General features: G+C 70.3%; 16 protein-coding genes and 1 tRNA gene. 6 read left to right on the top strand and 11 right to left on the bottom strand.

Going from position 1 to position 21,874, the window contains the following annotated elements; genetic code table 11:
- Position 1 precedes the first annotated feature (1 nt).
- From QE410_RS05300 to QE410_RS05285, 4 genes are all read left to right on the top strand, one after another.
- Positions 2–751: a glutamine amidotransferase gene (locus tag QE410_RS05300; protein WP_307328864.1), complete on the top strand. Its 750-nt coding sequence runs from the start codon at positions 2–4 to the stop codon at positions 749–751.
- The gene (locus QE410_RS05295; protein WP_307328861.1) at positions 751–1,380 is read left to right on the top strand and encodes a hypothetical protein; all 630 of its coding nucleotides are present in this window, start codon (positions 751–753) and stop codon (positions 1,378–1,380) included. Before QE410_RS05300 ends, QE410_RS05295 begins: the two co-directional genes overlap by 1 nt.
- Entirely contained in the window at positions 1,377–2,495 is a 1,119-nt protein-coding gene (locus QE410_RS05290; protein WP_307328858.1) for a hypothetical protein, read from the top strand. The genes QE410_RS05295 and QE410_RS05290 overlap by 4 nt, the downstream gene beginning before the upstream one ends.
- 93 nt (positions 2,496–2,588) lie before the next feature.
- A complete protein-coding gene (locus QE410_RS05285; protein WP_307328855.1) occupies positions 2,589–3,668 on the top strand; it encodes a M28 family metallopeptidase in 1,080 nt (359 codons plus the stop codon).
- Between the two features lie 24 nt (positions 3,669–3,692).
- On the opposite strand, the gene atzF is transcribed toward QE410_RS05285, so the two are convergent.
- The 11 genes from atzF to QE410_RS05230 all read right to left on the bottom strand — a co-directional run bounded on the left by atzF (position 3,693) and on the right by QE410_RS05230 (position 19,029).
- Positions 3,693–5,408, bottom strand: a complete 1,716-nt coding sequence (gene atzF, locus QE410_RS05280; protein WP_307328851.1) for an allophanate hydrolase — start codon at positions 5,406–5,408, stop codon at positions 3,693–3,695.
- Between the two features lie 7 nt (positions 5,409–5,415).
- Positions 5,416–6,195, bottom strand: coding sequence for a DeoR/GlpR family DNA-binding transcription regulator (locus tag QE410_RS05275; protein WP_307328848.1), 780 nt, complete (start codon positions 6,193–6,195; stop codon positions 5,416–5,418).
- A 74-nt stretch (positions 6,196–6,269) separates the two neighbouring features.
- Positions 6,270–7,691 (bottom strand): amidase, encoded by a 1,422-nt coding sequence (locus QE410_RS05270; RefSeq protein ID WP_307328845.1) that lies wholly within the window; start codon positions 7,689–7,691, stop codon positions 6,270–6,272.
- Positions 7,692–7,722: 31 nt separating this feature from the next.
- Positions 7,723–9,375: an amidase family protein gene (locus QE410_RS05265; RefSeq protein WP_307328842.1), complete on the bottom strand. Its 1,653-nt coding sequence runs from the start codon at positions 9,373–9,375 to the stop codon at positions 7,723–7,725.
- A 77-nt stretch (positions 9,376–9,452) separates the two neighbouring features.
- Positions 9,453–10,469: a substrate-binding domain-containing protein gene (locus tag QE410_RS05260; RefSeq protein ID WP_307328840.1), complete on the bottom strand. Its 1,017-nt coding sequence runs from the start codon at positions 10,467–10,469 to the stop codon at positions 9,453–9,455.
- Between the two features lie 98 nt (positions 10,470–10,567).
- Positions 10,568–11,617, bottom strand: coding sequence for an ABC transporter permease (locus tag QE410_RS05255; protein WP_307328837.1), 1,050 nt, complete (start codon positions 11,615–11,617; stop codon positions 10,568–10,570).
- 2 nt (positions 11,618–11,619) lie between these two features.
- A complete protein-coding gene (locus tag QE410_RS05250) occupies positions 11,620–12,357 on the bottom strand; it encodes an ATP-binding cassette domain-containing protein (protein WP_307328834.1) in 738 nt (245 codons plus the stop codon).
- Positions 12,354–14,672 (bottom strand): aminotransferase class III-fold pyridoxal phosphate-dependent enzyme, encoded by a 2,319-nt coding sequence (locus tag QE410_RS05245; protein ID WP_307328831.1) that lies wholly within the window; start codon positions 14,670–14,672, stop codon positions 12,354–12,356. The genes QE410_RS05250 and QE410_RS05245 overlap by 4 nt, the downstream gene beginning before the upstream one ends.
- A complete protein-coding gene (locus QE410_RS05240) occupies positions 14,669–16,039 on the bottom strand; it encodes a M20 family metallopeptidase (RefSeq protein WP_307328828.1) in 1,371 nt (456 codons plus the stop codon). The genes QE410_RS05245 and QE410_RS05240 overlap by 4 nt, the downstream gene beginning before the upstream one ends.
- Positions 16,040–16,400: 361 nt before the next feature.
- Positions 16,401–16,476 (bottom strand) — tRNA-Arg (locus QE410_RS05235).
- 246 nt (positions 16,477–16,722) lie between these two features.
- Positions 16,723–19,029, bottom strand: a complete 2,307-nt coding sequence (locus tag QE410_RS05230) for a hypothetical protein (RefSeq protein ID WP_307328826.1) — start codon at positions 19,027–19,029, stop codon at positions 16,723–16,725.
- 176 nt (positions 19,030–19,205) lie between these two features.
- Between QE410_RS05230 and QE410_RS05225 the strand changes: the two genes are divergently transcribed.
- Together QE410_RS05225 and QE410_RS05220 are read left to right on the top strand one after the other, a co-directional pair.
- Complete coding sequence (locus QE410_RS05225) at positions 19,206–20,255, top strand: LacI family DNA-binding transcriptional regulator (RefSeq protein WP_307328823.1); 1,050 nt, start codon at positions 19,206–19,208, stop codon at positions 20,253–20,255.
- Positions 20,252–21,865, top strand: coding sequence for an FAD-dependent oxidoreductase (locus tag QE410_RS05220; protein ID WP_307328820.1), 1,614 nt, complete (start codon positions 20,252–20,254; stop codon positions 21,863–21,865). Before QE410_RS05225 ends, QE410_RS05220 begins: the two co-directional genes overlap by 4 nt.
- Positions 21,866–21,874 lie beyond the last annotated feature (9 nt).

Genomic DNA, 21,874 nt, shown 5'->3' with positions numbered 1-21,874 from the left:
CATGTCCCGTGTCCTCATCGCCGGCGAGAGCTGGATGACCACGAGCACGCACACCAAGGGCGTCGACGCGTTCACGGTCCACTCCTACGTCGAAGGCGTCGCGCAGCTGCGTGCCGCGCTCGAGGCCGGTGGCCACGAGGTGGTGCACCTGCCCGGTCACCTCGTCCCCACCGACTTCCCCGAGACGCCGGACGAGCTTGCGGCGTTCGACGTCGTCATCCTCTCCGACATCGGATCCAACTCGATCCAGCTCGCCCCCGACGTCTTCGAGCGATCGATCCCCGGGCGCGATCGGCTCCACGAGCTGGCGGCGTGGGTCGAGGCGGGCGGCGCGCTCGTCATGATCGGCGGATACCTGTCGTTCACCGGGTTCCAGGCGCTCGCGGCGTTCCGCGAGACCGAGATCGCCGCGGTGCTCCCGGTCGAGATGCTCCCCGGAGACGACCACGTCGAGCGTCCCGCGGGCGTGGTGGCCACGATCCACGATGCCGCGCACCCCGCGCTGGGCGGCATCCAGGGCGAGTGGCCGGCACTTCTCGGCTACAACCGGGTGCTGCCGAAAGACGGCGCGAGCGTGCTCGCGACCCTCGGCGACGACCCGCTCGTCGCCGTCTGGGACTACGGCGCCGGACGCTCGGCCGTCTTCACCAGCGACTGCTCGCCCCACTGGGCACCGCCGGCCTTCAGCGACGACTGGGACGGCTACGGCCTGCTGTTCAACGGCATCGTCGACTGGGTGACCGCTCGCTGATGACCCGATCGACGCGCCTTCTCGAGCGGCAGGCGGATGCCGTCGCGGCCTCCGCCGCGCACCCGCTGCTGGTGGCGATGACCGACGGCACCGTGCCGGCGTCGGTCTTCTCGCGCTACCTCGCGCTCGAAGGGCGTTTCGTCGAGACCGCGGCCGTCCTCGTGGAGCGCCTCCTCGAGGACGGTCCCGACCCCGCGGACGAGGCGCGACTCGAGGTTCTGCTGACCCACCTGCGCGGAGACCAGCGCGCCTACTTCGACCGTGCCGCCGGCCTCACCGCCGTCATCGACGAGGGTCCCGATGCCCTGACCGCGCACGTGCTCGAGGTGGTGTCCCACTTCGGGACGGCCGCGATCCCCGTCTGTTTCGCGGCGGCCGAGACCCTCTACGCGTCGTGGTGCGCGCGTGCCGCCGCCCAGTCCGCGTCGCGTCCCGCGGCCGTGCAGGAGTGGATCGACCTGCACACCACGACGGCGTTCACCGACGGCGTCGCGGCGTGGCTCGCGATGGTCGACCGCCTCCCCACCCGCACGGACGTCGACGACCGTCAGCTCGACCAGTGGTTCTCGCGAATGCTCGCCGCCGAGGACGTCTTCCACCATTCCGCCTATCGAGGAGAACCCCGATGACCGCCACCGTGACCGCTCCCCTCGACCTCGAGACCGTCGTCACCCGACTGACGGAGCGGGGCATCGCCCACCGTCGCGTCCGCGTGGGGCCGGACGCGCACATCGTCGTGTCCGCCTACGGGGCGCGGGTGTACGGTCCGTTCTTCGGCTCGGAGGCGTCGGAGTCCTGGATGCCCGACGCCTTCGCCGACGCGAGCGGCTTCGCCGCCCTGCACGAGAGCGGTGCCTGGAACGTCGGCGGGGACCGCGTGTGGATCGGCCCCGAGATCGAGTACATGATCCCCGACCGGGACCGCTACTGGGAGACCTACGACCTTCCCGCCGTCCTGGACCCGGCCGAGCACGTCCTCTCCGGAGACGCCGACGAGCCGACCATGCACCGGCACCTGCGCCTGCGTGGGCACCAGCGCTCCCGGGCGAACGGCACCGAGGTCTTCGGGTCGCTCGATCTCGGCATCCGGATCCGCGCCACTGCGGACCCGCTGCGCCACCTCCCGGTGCCCGTGGCGGGGGCCGACGAGGTCGAGTACGGCGGCTACCGCACCGAGCTCACGCTGTCGCAGGCGACGAACGTGCCGCTCGATGCGGAGGCGTGGACGCTCTTGCAGGTGCGCGCCGGAGGTACGGCCCTCATCGCGGGAGCGGCCGCACAGACGGTCACCGACTACTACGAGCCCGTCGGAGCCCTGCTAGGGCCGCGCCCCGGCGGCAGCGCCGTGACGATCACGGGAGCCGACCGGTTCAAGATCGGGTTCGCCGCGGCGCACGTGTCGGGGCGGATGGCGTACCTGCGCGAGCTCGACGACGACCGCGCGGTGCTCGTCGTCCGCTGCAGCGCGGTGTGGCCCGGGTTCGCGTACAGCGAGGAACCCGACTTCCTCCCGGGCCACCGGGGAGACGCCCTGCACATCTACAACGACGACGGCGGTCTCGGCGGCTTCGCCGAGCTCGAGGCGCGCGGCACCCCGGTCGCGGCGGTCCGCTGCGCCGACGGCACCGACCGCCCGGTGACCGACCGCGTCCTGACGTGGTGGTTCCGCGGGCCTTCCGCGACCATCCACGACATCGCGCGCCACCTCGGGCACGTCGAGCCCACCGGGGGTGCGTGCGCATGAGCACCGCCCTCGACGACCTCACCGCCCTCGTCGCCTTCGGTCCCCGCTTCCACGGCGGTGCGGGGATCCACGCCGCCGCGGACTGGCTGGCGGATGGCCGTCGCCGCCACCGGTCTGTCCGTGCGCCGCCAGCGCGTGCACCTCGCCGGGTGGCTCCCCGGCACCGTATCGAGCGTGCGCGTCGTCGAGCCGTGGGACCGCACCCTTCCCGCGTGGCCCATGCTCGGCAGCGGCGGCTCCCCCGGTCCGGTGCGCGGCCGCGTGAAAGAACTCGGGCCGCAGGGACTGTGGGGCGACTCGCAGATCTGGCAGCGCTTCGTCGTGCTCGCCGACGACGGCACCCCGCTCGCCTACCTGCACGGGCGCGACGGCGGACCGGCGGCCCCGCAGCCCCTGCCGGCGGGATCGGATGCCACCCTCCCCCACCTCGCGATCGGACACTTCGATGCGCAGCAGCTCACCGAGTGGATCGTCGACGGCAAGGCACCGGTCGTCGAGGTCGCCTGCGACGCGGGGGCGAGCGACGACGCCGTCGGCGACAACCTCGTCGTCGATGTGCCCGGACGATCCGACGACCGCGTCCTCGTCGGCGCGCACTACGACACCTTCTTCAACACCGTCGGCGCGTACGACAACGGCAGCGGCACCATCGCCCTGCTCCACCTCGTCCGCCGGTGGGCGATGCATCCGCCGGCGCGGTCGGTCCGCGCGGTGTTCTTCACCGCTGAGGAATGGCATCTGGGCGGATCCCGGCACTATGTCGAGGTCGCCGGTGCGCCCGGCGCCGGGGCGGCCGAGTCCCTCGAGGGGCTCGACTTCATGCTGAACATCGACGGGCTGGGGCGGGGATCGTTCCTCGAGGCGTTCGCTTCGCCCGAGACGTTCGACACCGCCCTGCACGTCGAGATCGAGGAGTACGCCCGGCGAACGTCACGGGAGCTGCGTCTGGTCTCGCGGTTCCCGCCGACCACGGGAACCGACGACGCCTCCTTCTACCGCGCCGGAGTGCCGAGCGCCTTCATGACCTTCAACGACCTGCATCGCCTCCACCAGCCCGACGATCTGCCCAACGAGGGCATCGCCGCGAACATCGAGTGGACCATCGGACTCGCGGCCCACCTCGTCGACGCGCTGCCCCGAGCGGACCGGTTCACTGCACCCGGCATCCTCTGATCCGATCGCCGCAACGGGCGGCCGTCACGCCCCCGCCCGACGGAAGGCGCGCCAGCCTCCGAACGCCGTGATGTCGTCGGCCGCGGCGAGCGCCCCAGGGGCGCATCCGAAGCCGACGACCTCGCTGCCGTCGTCGAGACGGACCCGGCCGAGCGTCATGGGTGCCGGCAACGCCGCCAGGAAGCGCCCGAGCGCGGCCGGCGACAGGCGCCACAGCTCTCCGGCGATCGACGCGCCGTCGGCCTCGACCTCGACGAGACCCGGTTTGGGCGGCTCGGTGTTCAGGGCGAAGAGGCGATAGTCGGGGCTCGTCACGACATCGCCGACGAACCGCGCGCCGAGCTCGACGAGCTGCGGGTTCAACGGCTCGCCGCGCAGGTGAGCCCCGAACACCGCCAACGGGACCGAGGCGTCCTCGCCGACGAGCAGCGGAGCAGACGTGGGCAGGCCCGCGAGAAACGACGCCGCGACGTCGAGAGCGAGCTGATCGTCGAAGGCGTCGGCGATGAACGTCACCCCGAACTCGCCGTCGGCGCGCGAGGATGCGGGGACCGCCGCGGCCGCCATGTCGAGGAGGTTCACGAAGTTCGTGAAGGTCCCCATGCGCGCGTTCACTGCCAGCGGCTCGGCGTTCACCTCGGCGATCGTCGGATGCAGCGGCGCACTCGGCACGGCCAGCACCGCGCAGCCGTCGAGGATCTCGCGGGCCAGCGCGGCGATGCCGTCGAGCTCGGCGCGATCGCGGATGTAGTCGACGGCGCGGACGTCTCGCGCTCCGCGGACGATCCCGGCCACGGTCGGGTCGAGCGACTCCGCGTCCGCCCCGTCGGCCGCGTCGACCCAGGCACCGGCGGCGGCGTACCGCCCCGCGACGATAGCCCCCTCGTAGAGCAGCTTCGCCGCCCCGAGCAGCGGGGCGATCTCCACCTCGCGCAGGGTGGCCACCTTCGCCAGACGCGCGCACGCGGCCTCCCACGACGCCCGGGAGACCTGGTCGAGCGCGGTCAGGTCGGCCGCCGAGGGCACCGCGACGACGGGGCGATCGGCGACGCCGATGCGCACGTCGGCGGGCCACGAGCGCGATCGCGGGTCGGAGCCGTCGGGTCGGGCGATGACCGCCGTCGCCCGGACGGCGGTGTCGAGCGCGCGGGCGAAGACCGTGATGGTGTCGTAGGGGTGACAGGCCGGGAGCATTCCCGTCGTCGAGACCAGCCCGAGGGTGGGTTTGATGCCCACGATCGCGTTGAGCGCCGCGGGCACGCGCCCCGATCCCGCCGTGTCGGTGCCGAGCGCGATGTCGACCATTCCGAGCGCGACCGCCACGGCGGAACCCGAGCTCGATCCGCCGCTGATCCGATCGGGGTGGAGCGCGTTGCGGACGGCCCCGTACGGGCTGCGTGTCCCGACCAGGCCCGTGGCGAACTGATCGAGATTGGTCTTGCCGATCACGACGGCGCCCGCCGCGCGCAGGAGCGCGACGGCCGTCGCATCCGTCGCCGGCACTGCGGCGGCCGCGGGGTAACCCGCCGTCGTGGGGAGTCCGGCGACGTCGATGTTGTCTTTCACCGCCACGACCATGCCCCGCAGCGGGAGGTCCGTCCCCGTCGCCGCCCGCTCGTCGACCTCGGCGGCCTCACGGACGGCGTCGGCTTCGGCCCGCAGCGTGATCCACACCTCGGGCCGTTCGGCCTCGCGGATCGCCGCATAGGCGGCGGCGACGCGTCGTGCACTCGTCGTCATTGCGTCCTCATTCCTTCATCGCTCGGATGACTTCGATGCCGCGCTGCTCGAGGGCGGACAGGGTGTCGTTCTCGCCGACCGCGTCGGTCACGACGGTGGTGACCCGCTCCAGCGGCCCGACCGGGGCGAACGAGGTCGCCCCAAGGTGCTTGCTCTCTGCGAGCAGCACGACGCGGTCCGCGGCGGCCACCATCGCGGCCTTGAGGCGGGCGTCGGTCTCGTCGAAGTCCGACATGACGTTGGTCTCGGTGTTGATGCCCGCCACCCCGACGAAGGCGAGGTCCCACCGGCGCTCGCGGAAGAACTGCTCCGCGGCCGAGCCGCGGATACTCAGCTCGCCCGGTTTGAGGTCGCCGCCGGGCGTGACCACGCGGATGTCGGCGTCGTTGGCCAGCACCTCCATGACCTGCAGGCTCGTCGGCGCGGCCAGCACCTGCACGTGCCGTCGCCGCATCTCGGCGGCGAGGTAGTAGGTCTTGGTGCCGAAATCGATCGAGATGTTCTCTCCGCGCGAGATGAGACCCGCCGCCGCGGCGGCGATCGCCTTCTTGCCCTCGATGTTGGCCTTCAGACGCACCGCGAACGGCGGCTCGAAGCTGCGTCCCGAGTTCAGCACCGCCCCGCCGAACACCCGGCGCACGATGCCGAGGCCGTCGAGCTGGTCGATGTCGCGACGGATCGTGAGTTCGGTCACGCCCAGGTGCTGCGCGAGAGCGGCGGTCTCAACCTTCCCGCCCTGCTCGAGCAGCTCGACGATCTTCTGCTGACGCTGCTTCTTGTCACCCACGGTGTCCCCCTCGCGGCGATCGGATGTTCCCGCCCCCACACGTGAACCTAGCGGTAGGCGCTCCGCCGGCCGGGTCAGCCCAGCTGCGGGTGCACATCGACGACTCCGAGGATCCGCTCGAGCTGCTCGCCGACGGCCAGCAGGTCGACGTCCTGGCCGTAGCGTCCGACCACCTGCAGACCGACCGGCAGCCCCTCGAAGAAGCCCGCGGGCATCGCGAGGACCGGATGCTGGGTCATGACGAGGTAGCACGCGAGCCGTTGCCACTGGAAGTAGCGGTCGAACTCGGCATCCTCGATCCGGGGCACCCATTTGAGGTCTGCCGGCGGAGCCACGACGGGCGCGCCGGGACAGATGAAGGCGTCGAACTCGCCGAGCAGGGCGACGAACTCGGTGAACAGCCGATAGCGCAGCGCCTCGGCCTCGATGAGCTCGGTGGTGGAGAACACCGCCGCCTCGGCGACGTTGCGAGAGAAGTCGTCGCGGTACTTCTCGGGGTGTTCGAGCGGGTCGCGTCCGAGGAGGGAGAACCACCCGACGAGCTCGATGACCTCCCACGCGCGGCCCGCCCCGGTGAAATCGACATCGACGTCGACGACCTCGACCCCGGCGGCCTCGAGCGTCGCGCGCGTACGCGCGAACACCTCGCGCACCTCACGCGAGATCGGAAGTTCACCCAGGTCTTCGCTCCACGCCACGCGGAGCGGGCCCGTGCGCACCTCGCCGAGCTCGGCGGTGGCGGGCGTCATCGACGACAGCGGGCTGAGCACGTCCGGTCCGCTCATGCCCGACAACAGCAGGGCCGCGTCGCGACACGTGCGCGCCACGGGACCGTTGACAGAGTGCGGCGACCAGGATCCTCCGCCCGCGACCGCCGGGACGACGCCCGGCGTCGTCCGCAGTCCGACCACATTGCAGAAGGATGCCGGGTACCGCAGGCTCCCTCCCGAGTCGGACCCGTCGCAGAAGGGGAGCATGCCCGCGGCGACCGCCGCGACGCCGCCCGTGGAACCACCGGCGTGACGCTCGAGGTCGAAGGGGTTGCGGGTGATCCCGAAGACGTCGTTCCAGGTGACCGTGCCGACCCCGAACTCGGGCGAGTTCGTCTTCCCGATCAGGAGTGCTCCTGCGGCGCGCAGCTTGGCGACGTGCGGGGCGTCTTCGGGCTGCGGGCCGCGACCGACGAACGACCGCGAACCGCGCGACGTCGGCATCCCGGCGACGTCGACGAGGTCTTTGATCGCGATCGGCAGGCCGTGCAGGGGACCCAGGGGTTCCCCCGCGGCACGCCGAGCGTCGGCGTCGGCGGCGAGCGCGAGCGCCTCGTCACGCGGCAGGACGTAGACCATGACGTTGACGGCGTCGTCGGTGGCGTCGATCCGGTCGAGAAAGGCGGTCATGACCTCGACCGCGGTGAGCTCGCCGTCGCGCAGGGCGTCGCGCAGGCGGGTGGCGTTCCAGAAGTACAGCGGCTGATCGGCGTCGGTATGTGTCATGACATCTCTCCGGTGGTGCGGCGGGTCGGGTTCATCGGTGGAGCGGGACGGGGGCGAGCGGCGGCGGGACGCGGGCAGGGAGGATCGCCTCGACGAGCTGCGCGACATCGAGCAGGCGTTCATCGTCGTACGCCGGGGCGACGACTGTCAGGCCCACCGGCATCCCGGTGTCGGCCATGATCCCCATCGGCAGAGTGACGCTGGGTAGTCCGACGCGGCGGAGCACGTGGTTCATCGACGAGAACAGCGTCCCGTCGGCCCACGACGCGGTCGCGGCGGCGAGGTCGACATCGCTCTCCCAGCGGCCGATGTCGCTGTTGGCGGGAAAGACGACGGCGTCGACTCCGCGATCTGCCATCCACGCGTCGAAGAAGCGCTCGCGCGCCTCGACGAATCCGCGCAGAGCGGGGCGCGCGATCTCGGCGGCGTGCCCCGCCGGCAGGGGGTCGGCGCGGAGGACGGCGGCGAAGTCGAAGCTGTCGCGACCGGGATGCGGGTCGCCCGCCATGTCGTCGAGGGCGCCGGGGGGCGTCGGTCGCAGCTGCGCGGGGTCGACGTCGCGCAGGCGACGGCCGTCGCCGAACGCGTCCAGGTGCTCCTGCCAGGCGGTGGTCAGCAGATCGGAGAGTTCGAAGCGCGTCCACTCGTCGGACAGTAGGCCCTCGTCGCGCAGCGACGGACGCGAGGCGGAGCGCTGCTCGTACGCCTCGACGAGGGGGAAGTCGACCGCGACGATCTCGACGCCCGCCTCCGCCAGCCGTGCGGCGGCGTCGTCCCAGAGCGCCCGGATCGAGGGGCGCAGCGGGATCGCGGCGACATCGCCGTCGTCCTCACCGAGGTACAGGCGAGGGACGCCGAGCCGGATGCCGTGCGCGGTGCCGCTCGCGGGCGTCGCGTGCCGCAGCCGCTCGGCGATGCCCGCCGCGGGCGAGACGTCGACGGCATCCTGTCGCTGCCACACATCGCGCTCGTCCGGGCCCGCGATGACGGCCAGCACGTCGCGCAGGTCGGAGACGTCGAGGGTGTGCGGCACCACGACGTCGCGGTAGGGATGCAGGGGCCAATTGCCCGCGCTCGGCACGATGCCCCAGGACGGCGTGTAGGCGACGAGCGCGTTGTTCGAGGCGGGAGAGCGCCCGGACGACACCGTCTCCTCGCCGATGCCGAACGCGCACAGACCGGCGGCGACGGCGACCCCCGAGCCGATCGATGACCCCGAGTGCCAGGCGGCGGCCAGCCAGTGCGGGGAGTACGGACTGCGGGTACGACCGTAGAGGCCGGCCTGCCCGCCCCCGATCGCCATGGGCGGCATCGTGGTCGTGCCGACGAGAAGGGCGCCCGCTGCGCGCAGGCGCTCGACGACGACGGCGTCGGTGGTGGCACGGAGGTCGGCGAAGGCCGGCGAGCCGGCGGTGTTCGGCAGACCCGCGACGGCGAAGCTCGCCTTGACGGTGTAGGGCACCCCGTGCAGGGGACCGCGGTCGACGCCGCGCGCAAGCTCGGCGTCTCGCGCGCTCGCGTTCTCGCGCAGCGCGGGGTCGATGACCGCGAGGGCGCCGAGATCGCGGAGGGCGGACGAGCGGGCCAGCGCGGCGTCGGCGAGGGCGACGCAGGTGGTCCGACCGGCGCGCAGGTCGGCTCGCACCGCGGCGATGCCGGGGAGCGCGGCGGGGACTGGCGTCATCTCTCGTCCTGTCTGGGGAAGGGGCCGGGGACCCGGCCACGAGAGACTCGTCGGCCGGATCCCCGGGGAGGGGTGGATCAGCTGCAGGTGCTCGAGTACAGGTACGGAGCGATCTCGGAGCTGTCGACGTTCTCGGCCGTCACGAGGGCCCAGGGCGACCACTTCACCTTCTCGGTGACGTCGGTGGCCGACTCCTCGTCCTTCAGGATCTTCGAGATCAGCGTCGTGGACTCGTAACCCATCTGGTAAGGGCTTTGACCGATGAGCGCGTCGTACGCGCCGTCGCGCAGCTCCTGGACCTGCGAGGAGGCCGTGTCGAAGCCGATGAGCTTCGCGTCGGAACCGGCGGTGCTGATGCCGTTGGCGGCACCCGTGCCCGCACCGATGTTCGTCGTGAAGACGACGCTGATGTCGGGGTTCGCCGCGAGCGCCGACGAGACCGCCTGCGAGGCCTTGGCCGAGTCGCCGCCGACGTACTGGAACTCGAGCACGTCGAGGTCGCTCTTGTCGGCGATCGCGTCGCGGAAGCCCTCGGCACGCGACGACTGCACCGCGTTGCCGGGCGCGTCGGTGACGATCAGCACCTTGCCTGACGTGATCTTGAAGTCCTCCAGCGCCTGGACGGCGGCGTCGTACGAGGACTGGTAGTTGTCGGTGCGGATGCTCTGGACGAAGTTGTCGTCCGACAGGAACGAGTCCGGCATGACGAGCGGGTGGCCCGCGGCGGTGTAGGGCTCGAGGGTCGAGTTGAAGGCGTTGTTGTCCCAGACGGTGAGCAGCAGACCGTCGGGGTCGGTGGCGAGCACCGACTGCAGCACCTGCATGACCTCCTCGGTCGAGACGCCGGGCGAGCCCTGGATGTTCAGGGTGATGCCCTGCTCCGCGGCGGCGGCCTTCGCGCCGCAGTACATGGCGCCGTAGAACTCTCCGGTGCTCTCGGGCGTCACCATCGCAACGGTGATGTCGCTGGAGCCGCCGGAGCCCGCGGGGCTGCTCGCGGCGGGCGACGAACATCCCGCGACGATCGCGGTCGTGATGAGCAGTGCTCCGGTGCCGAGCGCGTAACGGGCGCGCGTGCGGATGCTGTGAGACATGGACTTTTTCTCCTCGTGAGCCTGATGGGGCGGAAACGAACGGGTGGAGCGTATGAAGGGGTGGGGCAGGGTGGAGCAGGGTGCTTGGGCGCTGGCCGTCACTGTGTGCGTTTGGCGGCGGCGCGGCTGGAGCGGTCCAAGCTGACCGCGACCAGGAGCATGACTCCGATCGCGATGGTCTGGTAGAAGGGCGAGAGGTTCACGATCACGAGTCCCGACTGGAGGATGATCGCGAGGAACGCGCCGACGATCGCGCCGAGGAAGCTGATCCGGCCGCCCGTCAAGGCCGTGCCGCCGATCAGCGCCGCGGCGATGGCGGCGAGCGAGTCGTTGAGGTGGCCCGAGATGTTGGTCGTGGAGTAGCGGGCGAGGTCGATGAACCCCGCGACACCGGCGAGGGCCGACGACAGGACGAAGATCGCGATCGTGTTGCGCAGCGTCTGGATGCCGACGCGCCGCGCCGCGAGGCTGTTCGACCCCATCGCGAGGGTGTGCGTCCCCCACGGCGTGAAGCGGAAGAGGAACCAGATGACGGTGATGATGAGCAGGCTCACGAGCATCGGCAACGGCAGGAAGCCGAACGACACCGCACCGAATGAGGTCTGCAGCTCCTTCGGCATCCCGAAGAGGTTCACGCCTCCGGTGACCACCTGCGCGACACCCGTGGCGACCGAGAGCATGCCGAGGGTCGCGACGAGCGCGTTGACGCGGACGACCCCGACCATGACGCCGTTGACCACACCGATGATGACCCCCACGAGGATCGCGGTCACGACCCCGAGCAGAAGCACGAGCGGCACGGGTGCACTGTCGGCGAGGGCGATCATCAACTGACCCGAGATGACGGATGCCAGGATCACGGCGGCACCCTGCGAGATGTCGATCTGGCCCGCCGACATCAGGATCGCCTGGCCGATGGCCAGCAGCAGGACCTGCGACGCGGTGAGCATCATGCCGCGGATGTTGGCTTCGCTCAGGAACGCACCCCCGGGCGAGAGCGTCTGGAAGATCGCGATGATCACGACCTCGACGAGGATGATCTGGACGGCTCGGTTCGACAGCACGCGCGCGATGCCGTGCTTCGCGGAGCCCGCGGACGCCGTCGTCGAGTCCGCGGCGGTCAGCGCGGCTTTGGTTGCCTCGCTCATGGTCAGTCCTCCCCCACCATGACGGTGACGACATCGGAAACGGAGAGTCCCGCGGGCGGGACGTCGGCCACGATCGTGCCGTGGCGCAGGACCACGACGCGGTCCGCGAGCTTGAGGACGCTCGGGATGTCGTGGGAGACGAGGATCACGCCCAGACCGTGATCGGCGGCGCGTTTGATCGAGTCGAGCACCATGCCGACCTGCTTTGGTCCGAGGGCGGCGGTGGGTTCGTCGAGCAGGATGACGTTCTCGGCCCACTTCATCGCGCGGGCGACGGCCAGAACCTGGCGCTGACCTCCCGAGAGGCTCAGGACCGGCAGCCGCACGTCCCTCAGTGTCGAGATGCCGAGGTGTTCGATGGCCTTCTTCGCGGCCGACCGCATCGCGGGGCGGTCGACGATGCGCAACGGACCGACCGTGCGCACGATCTCGTTGCCCAGGAAGAGGTTCTCGGCCACGCTCAGGTCGGGTGCGAGGGCCAGGTCCTGGTAGACCACGCCCACGCCGAGACGCCGGGCGTCGGCGAGGGAGGTGAGTTCTCCGCCCTTGACCTTGATCGACCCCGCGTCGGCGGGCTGCGAGCCGCAGATGATGTTCATCAACGTCGACTTGCCCGCGCCGTTGTCACCGAGGAGGGCCACGATCTCACCGGCGTGGACGGTGAGGTTGACGTCGCGCAGCGCGGTGACGGCACCGAAGTTCTTGCCGAGATCGGTGATGGTGAGGACTTCGTCGCTCATCGCGCGACTCCCTTCTTCTCGACGTCCGAGAGGACGTCGGCGTAGACGGACAGGAACTCCGTGGTGTCGTCAGCGGTGAACACCAGGGGCGGGCGCACCTTGAGCACCTGCCCGTCGATGCCGACGGCGGAGATGAGCACGTTGCGGTCGCGGAGTCCGTTGACCATTGCGCGCGCGACCTCGCGGGCGGAGCGGTCGTCGGTGGCCGACATCTCCACGCCGACGAAGAGACCGACACCGCGCACGTCGGCGACGAGGGCGCTGTCGCGGCTCGCCACGGCGATCCCGTCGCGCAGCAGGCCTCCGACCTGGAGGGCGCTGCCGAGGAGTCCGCGGTCCTCGATCTCGTCGAGGACCGCCGTGGCGGCCGCGATCGAGGCCGGGTTGCCGCCGAACGTGTTGAAGTAGCGGTGTTCGCGGGCGTAGTCGTCGGACAGCTCTCGCGAGAGGACGAGGCTGCCGATCGGCAGGCCTCCGGCGAGCGGCTTGCCGCACGTCACCATGTCGACCGTGTCGGTGTGCCGCTGAAAGCCCCACATGTGCTCCCCGAGACGTCCCATGCCCGGCTGCACTTCATCGGCGATGACGAGGCCGCCGGCCGCCTGCACCCGCGCGAACGCGTCGGCGAGCATGCCGCACGGGCCCGGGTAGATGCCGTCGGTCGACATGATCGTGTCGATGAGCAGTGCCCGTACGCCCAAGCCCGCGGCGTCGAGGTCGGCGATCGCTGCCGAGACGGCGTCGGCGAAGACGGCGCCGGCGCGGTCGCCGTGGACCAGGGTGTCAGGCGCGTCGACGACGCGGACGTAAGGGGCGAGGGGCATCGAGGGGCCGTTCTCGGGCGAGACCCCGGCCAGGACCGTGGTCGTGCCGTGGTAGGCGACGCGTGTGACGATGACGCCGGTGCGACCGGTGCGCCACGCGGCGATCGCGAGGGCGAGGTCGTTGGCCTCCGACCCGGAGTTGGTGAAGATGACGTGGTCGAGGGCGGCCGGGTACGTGGCGAGGAAGCGCTCGGCGTAGTCGACGACGCCGTCCTGCAGGTAGCGGGTGTGGGTGTTCATACGGGTCAGCTGGCGGTACACCGCCTCGGCGACGCGCGGGTTGGCGTGCCCGACGGCGGGGACGTTGTTGTACGCGTCGAGGTACTCGATCCCGTCGGCGTCGATGAGTCGGGCCCCACTGCCGCGCACCACGTGCACGGGCTTGTCGTAGAACAGGGGGTAGATGTCGCCGAGCGTCGCGCGGCGACGCGCGAGCAGCACCTGGTCCGCCTCCGAGAGACCCGCCGCACGGGCGGGGTCGAACCTGTTGATCATCTGTTCGCCGGCGGGCGTGGTCGTCGTCACTGGTGGCACTTTCGTTGGCGGCTGATGGGGCGGGGAGACGGAGACATCGGCGTCCGCGAGAACCCGCGCGGCGAGGGAGTCGTACCGCCGCTGGTAGGCGGCGCGGTCGGGCCACCGCGTCGCCGTCTCGCGTCCGAGCGCGAGCACGATGACGACGCGGCAGAGCGCAAGCGTCGGCACGAGGGCGAGCTCGGCGGTGCCCAATTCCGCGGCACCGGCGATCCGGTCGAGGTAGCGCTCGACGAGAGGGTGCGTGAGAGACCCGAGGTGCATGGCCAGGTACGCGCAGGTCACGGCGACGTCGAAGACGCGGGGCGCCTCGATCGCGTCGCCGAAGTCGATGATCCCCGTCAGCGAACCGTCCGTGACGAGGAGGTTCGAGAGGTTGAAGTCGGCGTGGAGCACCTGCCGGGGCAAGGCCGCGACGGCGGGCTCGATCGCCGTGTAGGCGTGGAACACCTGCTCGGCGCGGCGGAGCTCGTCGGCATCCAGGTGCGTGGCGAAGAGCGCTCGGTGCCGGCGGATCGCGTCGATCGCCCACTCGTTCGTCGGCGGCACTCCGGCGGAGCCCGCGTCGACCGCTGCGAGCGCGGACAGCAGCAGGGCCTGCGCGTCGGCGATCTCGTCGACCAGGCTCTCCGTCACGGTGGCGTCTTCGAGCGGCCGGCCCGCAAGCAGGGTCGAGACGAACACGGTCCCGGTCGCGTCGAGGTCCGAGCCGGTGCGCGCGTCGGCGATCACTCGGGGCACGGGGAGGGCGGGCGCTCCCGCCGCGACGGCGTTCAACAGCTCGACCTGCATGCGCGCAGCCGTGCTGTCTGCCGGGAACTCTTTGACGACGACGTCGCCGGAGTCCGCGCGCACCAGCAGGGTGCGGTCGGCCTCGCTGGGCGTCGCGCTGATGGAACGGATGCCGCTCACCCCGCGGTCCACGAGATCGACCGAGAGGTCGTCGACGCCGATCATGCCTCGTCCTCGCCGTCCGGGTCGGCGTCGGTGCACAGGTCGAGGATCATGAGCGCCATCGCGCGGATCGCCGTGCGGTACTCCTCGAGGTCGAGGAATTCGTCGGGCTGGTGCGCGATCGACAGCTGTCCGGGGCCGAAGGTGACCGAGGGCACTCCCGCCTTGATCGGCAGTCCCATGTCGGTGTGCGCGGTGACGCCCTGGATGACGGGCTCCACGCCGAGCGCGCGGAGCGCGCGCAGGGGCGAGGTCACGACGGCCTCGGTGTCGGCGGTCTCGCCGCAGTCCGCGTCGACCAACCAGGTCAGCACGGGAGGGTGCGCGGTGAGCCAGTCGTCGTCCCCGACGAAGTCGGCGAGGAGGCGCTCGATCTGCGCGCGGACGAGCCCCCCTCCCCCGCGCTCGTCGAGCTCGGCGGGGAGGTACTGGATGTCGAAGCGGATGGTGAACGAGCTGGCCCATGCGCTGGGGTAGGTTCCGGCGTCGATGACCGCGACATTCATCTGGCACGGCAGCGGCATGTACCGGTGGGTCTTCGTCGGCAGCGTGCTCCACGCCGTGTTCATCTCGTCGATCGCGTCGAGAAGGCGGCGTCCGTAGGCGATCGCGTCGACCGCGCCGCCCTCGCGCCAGCCGGGCTGCTCGATCTCGATGTGGCCGCTGCGACCGGGGATCGTGATCTCGCCCCACAGGATGCCGCGGCACAGCGGGGCGACGGCGAGGCTGGTCGGCTCGGGGATCACGATGCCGATCCCGGGGCGGTACCCGCGGTCGACGAGGGCGAGGGTTCCCATCCCGCCGGTCTCCTCCTCGGTGACGGAGGCGAACGACACGGGGTGGGTCAGGGCGACACCGCAGGTCTGGACGGCTTCGATCGCGGCGAGCGCGGCAGCCATGCCGCCCTTCATGTCGCAGGCCCCGCGGCCGTAGACGCGTCCGTCCGCCAGAGTGCTGCGGAACGGCTCGGCCGCGGTCCATCCCGTCCCGCCGGGGACGACGTCGCAGTGTCCGAGGAACATGAGCGCACCCGCGTCGGGAGCCGCCGCCGGGGAGGTGGGCGCGAGCGTCGCGACGAGGTTGGGACGCCCCGTGAAGTCACGGTCGGCGAAGTACCCGGGGCCGCCCGCGTGGTGGGCGAGGTCGAGCGCCGAGGGTTCCCACTCGTCGATCTCAGCGCCCAGTGCCTCCAGTCGCGCCCGGAGGAGGGCTTGGATGCGCCCTTCGCCCGAGACTTCGGCGGGCTCCCCGAACCACGGTCCGACGCTCGGGACGTCGATCATGTCGCGCAGCAGCTGGACCGAGCCGTCGAACCGGGCGTCGATCGTCGCAAGAACCGTCTCGCGGGTGCTGCGCCCTGCCTCTGACATGAACTGTTCGTCTCCTGGTCGATCGATTACCGAGTGGAATGTTCATGAGACTACGACGAATGTGATTGTTTCGATCACCTTTCACTATCGACTTTTACTCCTCCGAAACGGAGCCGAAACACCCGGCCCTCCCGCCCCAGAACCTGGTGCGTGCTCGCCCCCGCCAAGAAACGAACGCGAAACACCCCCGCGAGCACGTGTTCCGGCACATCGGCACCCGTCACGTGACGGCCGCGGAGTGCGGGCGGGTGATGGCCGATCGGGCACCGCCCGCGGGGTGCCGGTGCGCAGGCCGAAGGGCACGCACGGGCACTGTGCCGGTCCCGCCGCGGCCATCGCTCGACGCCGGACGCGGCGGATCTGGTGCCCCCGACAGGATTCGAACCTGCGACGCCCGCGTTAGGAGTGCGGCGCTCTATCCCCTGAGCTACGGAGGCGGGGTGCGTCCAGCCTACTGCGCCGCGATCGGCGGATCGGTTGGCGGGCCCGCGACGTCGGCACCCGAATCGAGGAGACCGCGGCGCAGCCCGGCGCCGCCCGCCCAGGTTCAGGTCCGACGGCTTCGCGCGTCGACCCGCACGCGCGCCCGCCGACCTTGCGCACGACCGCCTCGGCGCTCGCCACCACGATCACGGCGGCTACACCGTTTCGACCGTGCTGAGAGAAGCGGATCGACGGGCCGATCAGGTCGCGGCGGGGAAGCTGACACCTCGGAAGATGCGCGGCGCCCCGTCCACGACGACGGACACCTCCCCACCGGATGCCGAGAGCACGCGCCCGCGACCGATCACATCGATCTCCTCCACGCTCGCCCCCGCAGCCGGAAGGGAGAGGTTGGTCTTGGTCGGCCAGGGGTCCACCCAGACCTCGGGCGCGGGGAAGTAATCTGTGGCGGGGTCGTGGTTGGCGTTGAGGATATAGCCGTCGTGGCGCGCCCAGATGACCGCGGTCTGCCCGGTGGGAGTGGCGAACAATTCACCCTTGATCTGCTCGTCGGGGAAGCTCAGGTGACGCAGGAAGACCGCCTCATCGAGGACACGAGCGGCTGTCGCGTACGCCAGGAGCGAGGGCTTGGCGCTGATGTCCCGGTTCATCAGTCCGAAGTGATACTCCACGTTCTCGGCGTTCGCCACCTGCGGCATCCCCCGCACGCTGTCGTGGAACTGATACCAGCACACCGCGCGCACGCCCGCCGCTTTGGCCATCACCAGAGTGAGCAGGACGTTCTCCGCTGCGTGACGATACGTGTCGTTCCACCACGCGTTCGGACGCGTGCACGCATACGCCTCGGTCAGCCAGATCTCCTTGGGACCGTACTGCTCCATGAGCGCAAGGATGTCGCGGAGACCGCCACCGAAGTTCCAGTACTTCCCGTTCGCACCCGCTTCCCAGGATTGCCCACCAGGGATGTAGTCAGGGGTGAAGTTTCCACGTCCCGGGTGGTACGCGAACCCGTCGATGAGCTCCCAGCCGCCCGCAGCGTGAAAGTTCTCCACCCACGGCTTGTCCATGCCCGCGAGGCCGTTGTTGAGGATCTTCGGCGGGTTCGTCAGCTGACGAGCCCGATCGACGACGGGTCGGAGGGCCTTGTCGATGTACGCCTGTGCGGCCTGACCGGTGTTGAACGGACGGTTCAGCTCGTTGCCGACCTCGAAGTAGCGCGCTCCGGCGTTCACGGCGACAGCGAGGTTGGCCTCGGCCCACGCCTCGGCATCCGCGTCGCTGACGGTCAGAGACGGCTGCAGCTCGATGTTGTGGAACATCCCCCGGGCGTCGTACGCGGCGGGGGGCAGCCCCGGCCCGCCGTCGTACGCGATGCGAACCCACGAGATCCCCACACGCTGCCAGAGGTCCAGTAGAGCCGTCGCCGAGGGCACTTGCAGCCACGGGTAGTTCGCGATGCCGAACATGCTGTCCTGTCCCGCCGTGTAGGCGAAAGCCGGGAGCGTCGCGATCGTCGTGCGCGCGAAGGCCTCATCCGGTCCCACCGTCGCCGACACCTCCGTGGTCACGATGCCCTGATCCGGCGACAGCAGCGTGAACGAGTGCTGGACGGCCGTTCGGGCACCGACCGCGATCGGAACTGTCTCGTCGAAAAGGACGACCCCGTCGAAATCACGAACCCAGCAGCGCAGCGACACCGTCTGGGGGGCTGTGTCGCCATTGGCCACGAGTGCCGTGACAGTGATCTGCTGCCCACCGGCATCACAGAGATTGAAGTCGCGGTCGGTCCAGATCTCCACGCCGAGTTTCTCGCCGGTTCCGATCACGGCGGTCGCCGAAGGACGCGTCGCGCCGAAGAAGAAGTCGGCGGTGGTCAGATACGTTCCGTCGGGCTGGGACTGTGCCGGCGCGTGGATCCAGCTCGTGTTCGTCCACGACTGCCGCGAGCGCTCGAGCAGGAACATGCCGTGCTCGTCGCCCCACGACGAGGCGTACGCGACACCGACGGGCGCCTCGTACGGGATGCCGCCTCCCGCGTCGCGCACCCAGGAACTCACCGGCACGAAGCGTTCGGGCTCGGTGGCGGACTGGATCGCTCGGCTGAACGAGAACCCCTCAGGTCGCAGAGTCGACGGGCCGCTCACATGCCACTCGAGGTGCGCCCGCTGCGTGGTCACCGTGATGAGGGCATATACGCTCACCGCCCCGGCCGTCGCGGGGAAGGAATAGTCCATGCGAATCGCCGGTGTCCCATCGGTCAGGGTGATCAGCGACGGACTGCCGCCGGTGGAGATCACGGCTCCGGCCTCGGAGTCCTTGATCTGGAATCTCGAGCCCTGAGAGCGAACGACGCCGCCTGCATTGCGGATGGCGATGCGGCCGCCGACGCTCGCCACGACGCTGATGCCGCCCGCCGCCAGAGTGACGTCTCCCGCCGCCGCATGCGCGCGAATGGGCGTGGGGTCGGCTACGAGAAGAACTCCCGCTGCGACGGTCGCACCGAGGAATCCTCGTCGCGAGATGTGGGGTGTGCGTGCGGGCGTCATCGCGGCTCCTTCACCGTTGAATGCGGGCTGGCCGCTAATACGCATTAGCAGCCGTTGATCAGAGAGTCTCCCGCGGCCAGACAACGGAGTCAAGAACGACTTGCGCCGGTTGCAGATACGTATTAGCGTGGCGGCATCCAGTGCTAATAGGCATTATCAGAGCAGATAGGCATCGCATGTCACCGAAGACGCGCAAGGTCACGCAGAAGGAGATCGCCCAACTCGCCGGGGTGAGCCAGACGACCGTGTCGATGGTCCTGAACGACCGCGACGGTACGAACGTCCGCATCCCCGACGCCACACGCGAGCGTGTGAAACGGGCCATCGAGCAATCGACCTATGTCGCCGATCCCGCGGCACGACGCCTCGCCGGGCTCGACAACAAGATCATCGGGATCTTCACCTATGAACCGGCCCTGTCCCCCGAAAGCATGGATTTCTACGGTCCGCTCTTGACCGGACTCGAGCGAGCCGCCGAGGAAGCCCAGTGCGACCTGCTGTTCTTCACGAGCTCACCCGTCGAAGAGGGGCGCCGACGGTTGTTCCACCGGCAGACGCGCCTCCGTCTGGCCGACGGATGCGTCCTGCTCGGCCAGAGCATGGACGGCGGCGATCTGGAGCGGCTCGTCGATGAAGGGTTCCCGTTCGTCGCGGTCGGACGCCGTGACGAGACGGCAGCGCGTGTGCCGTACGTCGGTATCGACTACGCGAGCATGACGGCCGGGCTCGTGGACCAGGCCTACGCCCGCGGCCACCGACGCGGACTCTACGTCCACCGCGATACCGATTCGCCCGCCGCTCGCGACCGCCGCGCCCAGATCGCTTCCTCTGCGGCCACGCTCGGCATCCAGATCCCGGAGGCGGTCGCCCGCGATGACCTCGCCCCGCTGGTCGCCCGCGCGCAGGCCGGCGACGCGACGGTGTTCTTCGCCGAAGACACCTTCCTCGCCGAGGACCTGGCGCACGCACTGCACCGCAGCGGACTCTCCGTCCCTGATGACGTCTCACTCGCCGCGCTCGGCGAAGTGCGCGGGCACGTGGTCGCCGGTCGCACGCTCAGTGGCTTCCACATTCCCCGCACGCGCGTCGCCGCCGCCGCCCTCGATCTGGTGCAGTCGCTCATCCATCTTCCCGCCGATGAATGGTCCGCGATCGAGGTCCAGCAATTGCTTTCCGGCACCGTCGAGCCTGGCGACACCCTCGCGTCCCCGGCGTCCGAGCGATGACCGCGCGCACTGTGCACGCCGACATCGCGGTCATCGGCGGCGGCCTCGGCGGTGTGGCCGCCGCGCTGGCGGCCCTGCGTCGCGGCAACAGCGTCGTCCTGACCGAAGAGTATCCCTGGCTCGGCGGGCAGCTCACCTCGCAGGCGGTGCCGCCTGACGAGCACATCTGGGTCGAGCAGTTCGGGATCACCGCGAGCTACCGCGCTCTGCGCGATGCGATCCGTCGGTACTACCGCGACAATTACCCGCTCACGCATGCCGCCCGCGCCGATCCCGCGCTGAACCCGGGTCTGGGTCGTGTCAGCAAGCTCTGCCACGAACCCACCGTCGCCGTCGCGGTGCTCACCGCGATGCTTGCTCCGCACCTCTCCGCGGGCAGGCTGACAGTGTTGCAGCCATATACGCCCACCGACGCGGTGGTGACCGGCAGTCGCGTCGAGAGTGTGACCGTGCGCGAGGTCGGCGGCGACGACGAGCTGGTCATCGAGGCGTCCATGATCCTGGATGCCACCGAGACCGGTGATCTGCTCCCCCTCACCGGCACGGAGTACGTCGTCGGCGCCGAGGCCCGAAGCGACACGGGTGAGCCGAGCGCACCGGAGACCGCCGACCCCCAGAACGTGCAGGCGATCTCGTGGTGCTTCGTGTTCGATCACGTCCCGGGCGATCACACCATCCCTCGCCCGGTCGACTACGACCGATGGCGGGCAGTGGAACCCGAATTCTGGGGCGCTCCGATGTTGTCGTTCATCGCTCCGAATCCGCGCACCCTCGCCCCCGAGGAGCGAACCCTGCTCGTGAACCCGCCCCGGTCGGCCCGGAGCGGAGAAGATGCGGATCCGCGCGTCGACGCCGGTGATCGCGACCTGTGGGAGTTCCGGCGGATCATCGCGCGCGAGAACTTCATCGAGGGCGCCTACGACAGCGACATCGTGCTCGCCAACTGGCCGCAGCTCGACTACCTCGGCGGCTCGATCATCGACACGCCCGATCGCGAACGGCACCTCGCCGAAGCCAAGGCGCAGTCTCTCTCGTACCTGTATTGGCTGCAGACCGAAGCGCCGCGCCCCGACGGGGGTCGGGGCTGGCCCGGCCTGCGACCGCGCGGTGATGTCACGGGCACGGCTGACGGGTTCGCGCAGGCCCCGTACATTCGCGAATCCCGGCGTATCACAGCGATGCGTACGGTGCGCGAACAGGACATCTCGGTCGCCGTGCGCGGGAGCGCCGCACCCGCGACGTTCCCCGACTCGGTGGGGGTGGGCATGTACCGCATCGACCTGCACCCCTCGACCGGCGGCGACAACTACATCGACGTGGAATGCGCGCCGTTCGAGATTCCCCTGGGGGCGCTCGTCCCCGTGCGCATGTCCAACCTCCTGCCCGCCGCGAAGAACATCGGCACCACGCACATCACGAACGGGGCGTACCGCCTGCACCCCGTGGAGTGGAACATCGGCGAATCCGCCGGTGAACTCGCGGCCTTGTGCCTCGAGCACCAGGTCACCCCCCAAGAGATCGTCTCCGACCCCGAGTGGACACAGCGGCTGCAGAGCCGACTCACCGCCGCCGGGGTGGAGATCCACTGGCCGGACATCTCCGGATACTGAAGAAAGAAG

The sequence above is a fragment of the Microbacterium sp. SORGH_AS_1204 genome (assembly GCF_030818935.1).
Classification (GTDB): Bacteria; Actinomycetota; Actinomycetes; order Actinomycetales; family Microbacteriaceae; genus Microbacterium.
This window is presented reverse-complemented; position numbering and strand designations above follow the sequence as displayed.

Coding starts and splice junctions, on each gene's coding strand:
- QE410_RS05300 (WP_307328864.1), top strand. CDS start 2: ATGTCCCGTGTCCTCATCGCCGGCGAGAGCTGGATGACCACGAGCACG.
- QE410_RS05295 (WP_307328861.1), top strand. CDS start 751: ATGACCCGATCGACGCGCCTTCTCGAGCGGCAGGCGGATGCCGTCGCG.
- QE410_RS05290 (WP_307328858.1), top strand. CDS start 1,377: ATGACCGCCACCGTGACCGCTCCCCTCGACCTCGAGACCGTCGTCACC.
- QE410_RS05285 (WP_307328855.1), top strand. CDS start 2,589: ATGGCCGTCGCCGCCACCGGTCTGTCCGTGCGCCGCCAGCGCGTGCAC.
- atzF (WP_307328851.1), bottom strand. CDS start 5,408: ATGACGACGAGTGCACGACGCGTCGCCGCCGCCTATGCGGCGATCCGC.
- QE410_RS05270 (WP_307328845.1), bottom strand. CDS start 7,691: ATGACACATACCGACGCCGATCAGCCGCTGTACTTCTGGAACGCCACC.
- QE410_RS05265 (WP_307328842.1), bottom strand. CDS start 9,375: ATGACGCCAGTCCCCGCCGCGCTCCCCGGCATCGCCGCGGTGCGAGCC.
- QE410_RS05260 (WP_307328840.1), bottom strand. CDS start 10,469: ATGTCTCACAGCATCCGCACGCGCGCCCGTTACGCGCTCGGCACCGGA.
- QE410_RS05255 (WP_307328837.1), bottom strand. CDS start 11,617: ATGAGCGAGGCAACCAAAGCCGCGCTGACCGCCGCGGACTCGACGACG.
- QE410_RS05250 (WP_307328834.1), bottom strand. CDS start 12,357: ATGAGCGACGAAGTCCTCACCATCACCGATCTCGGCAAGAACTTCGGT.
- QE410_RS05245 (WP_307328831.1), bottom strand. CDS start 14,672: ATGATCGGCGTCGACGACCTCTCGGTCGATCTCGTGGACCGCGGGGTG.
- QE410_RS05240 (WP_307328828.1), bottom strand. CDS start 16,039: ATGTCAGAGGCAGGGCGCAGCACCCGCGAGACGGTTCTTGCGACGATC.
- QE410_RS05230 (WP_307328826.1), bottom strand. CDS start 19,029: ATGACGCCCGCACGCACACCCCACATCTCGCGACGAGGATTCCTCGGT.
- QE410_RS05225 (WP_307328823.1), top strand. CDS start 19,206: ATGTCACCGAAGACGCGCAAGGTCACGCAGAAGGAGATCGCCCAACTC.
- QE410_RS05220 (WP_307328820.1), top strand. CDS start 20,252: ATGACCGCGCGCACTGTGCACGCCGACATCGCGGTCATCGGCGGCGGC.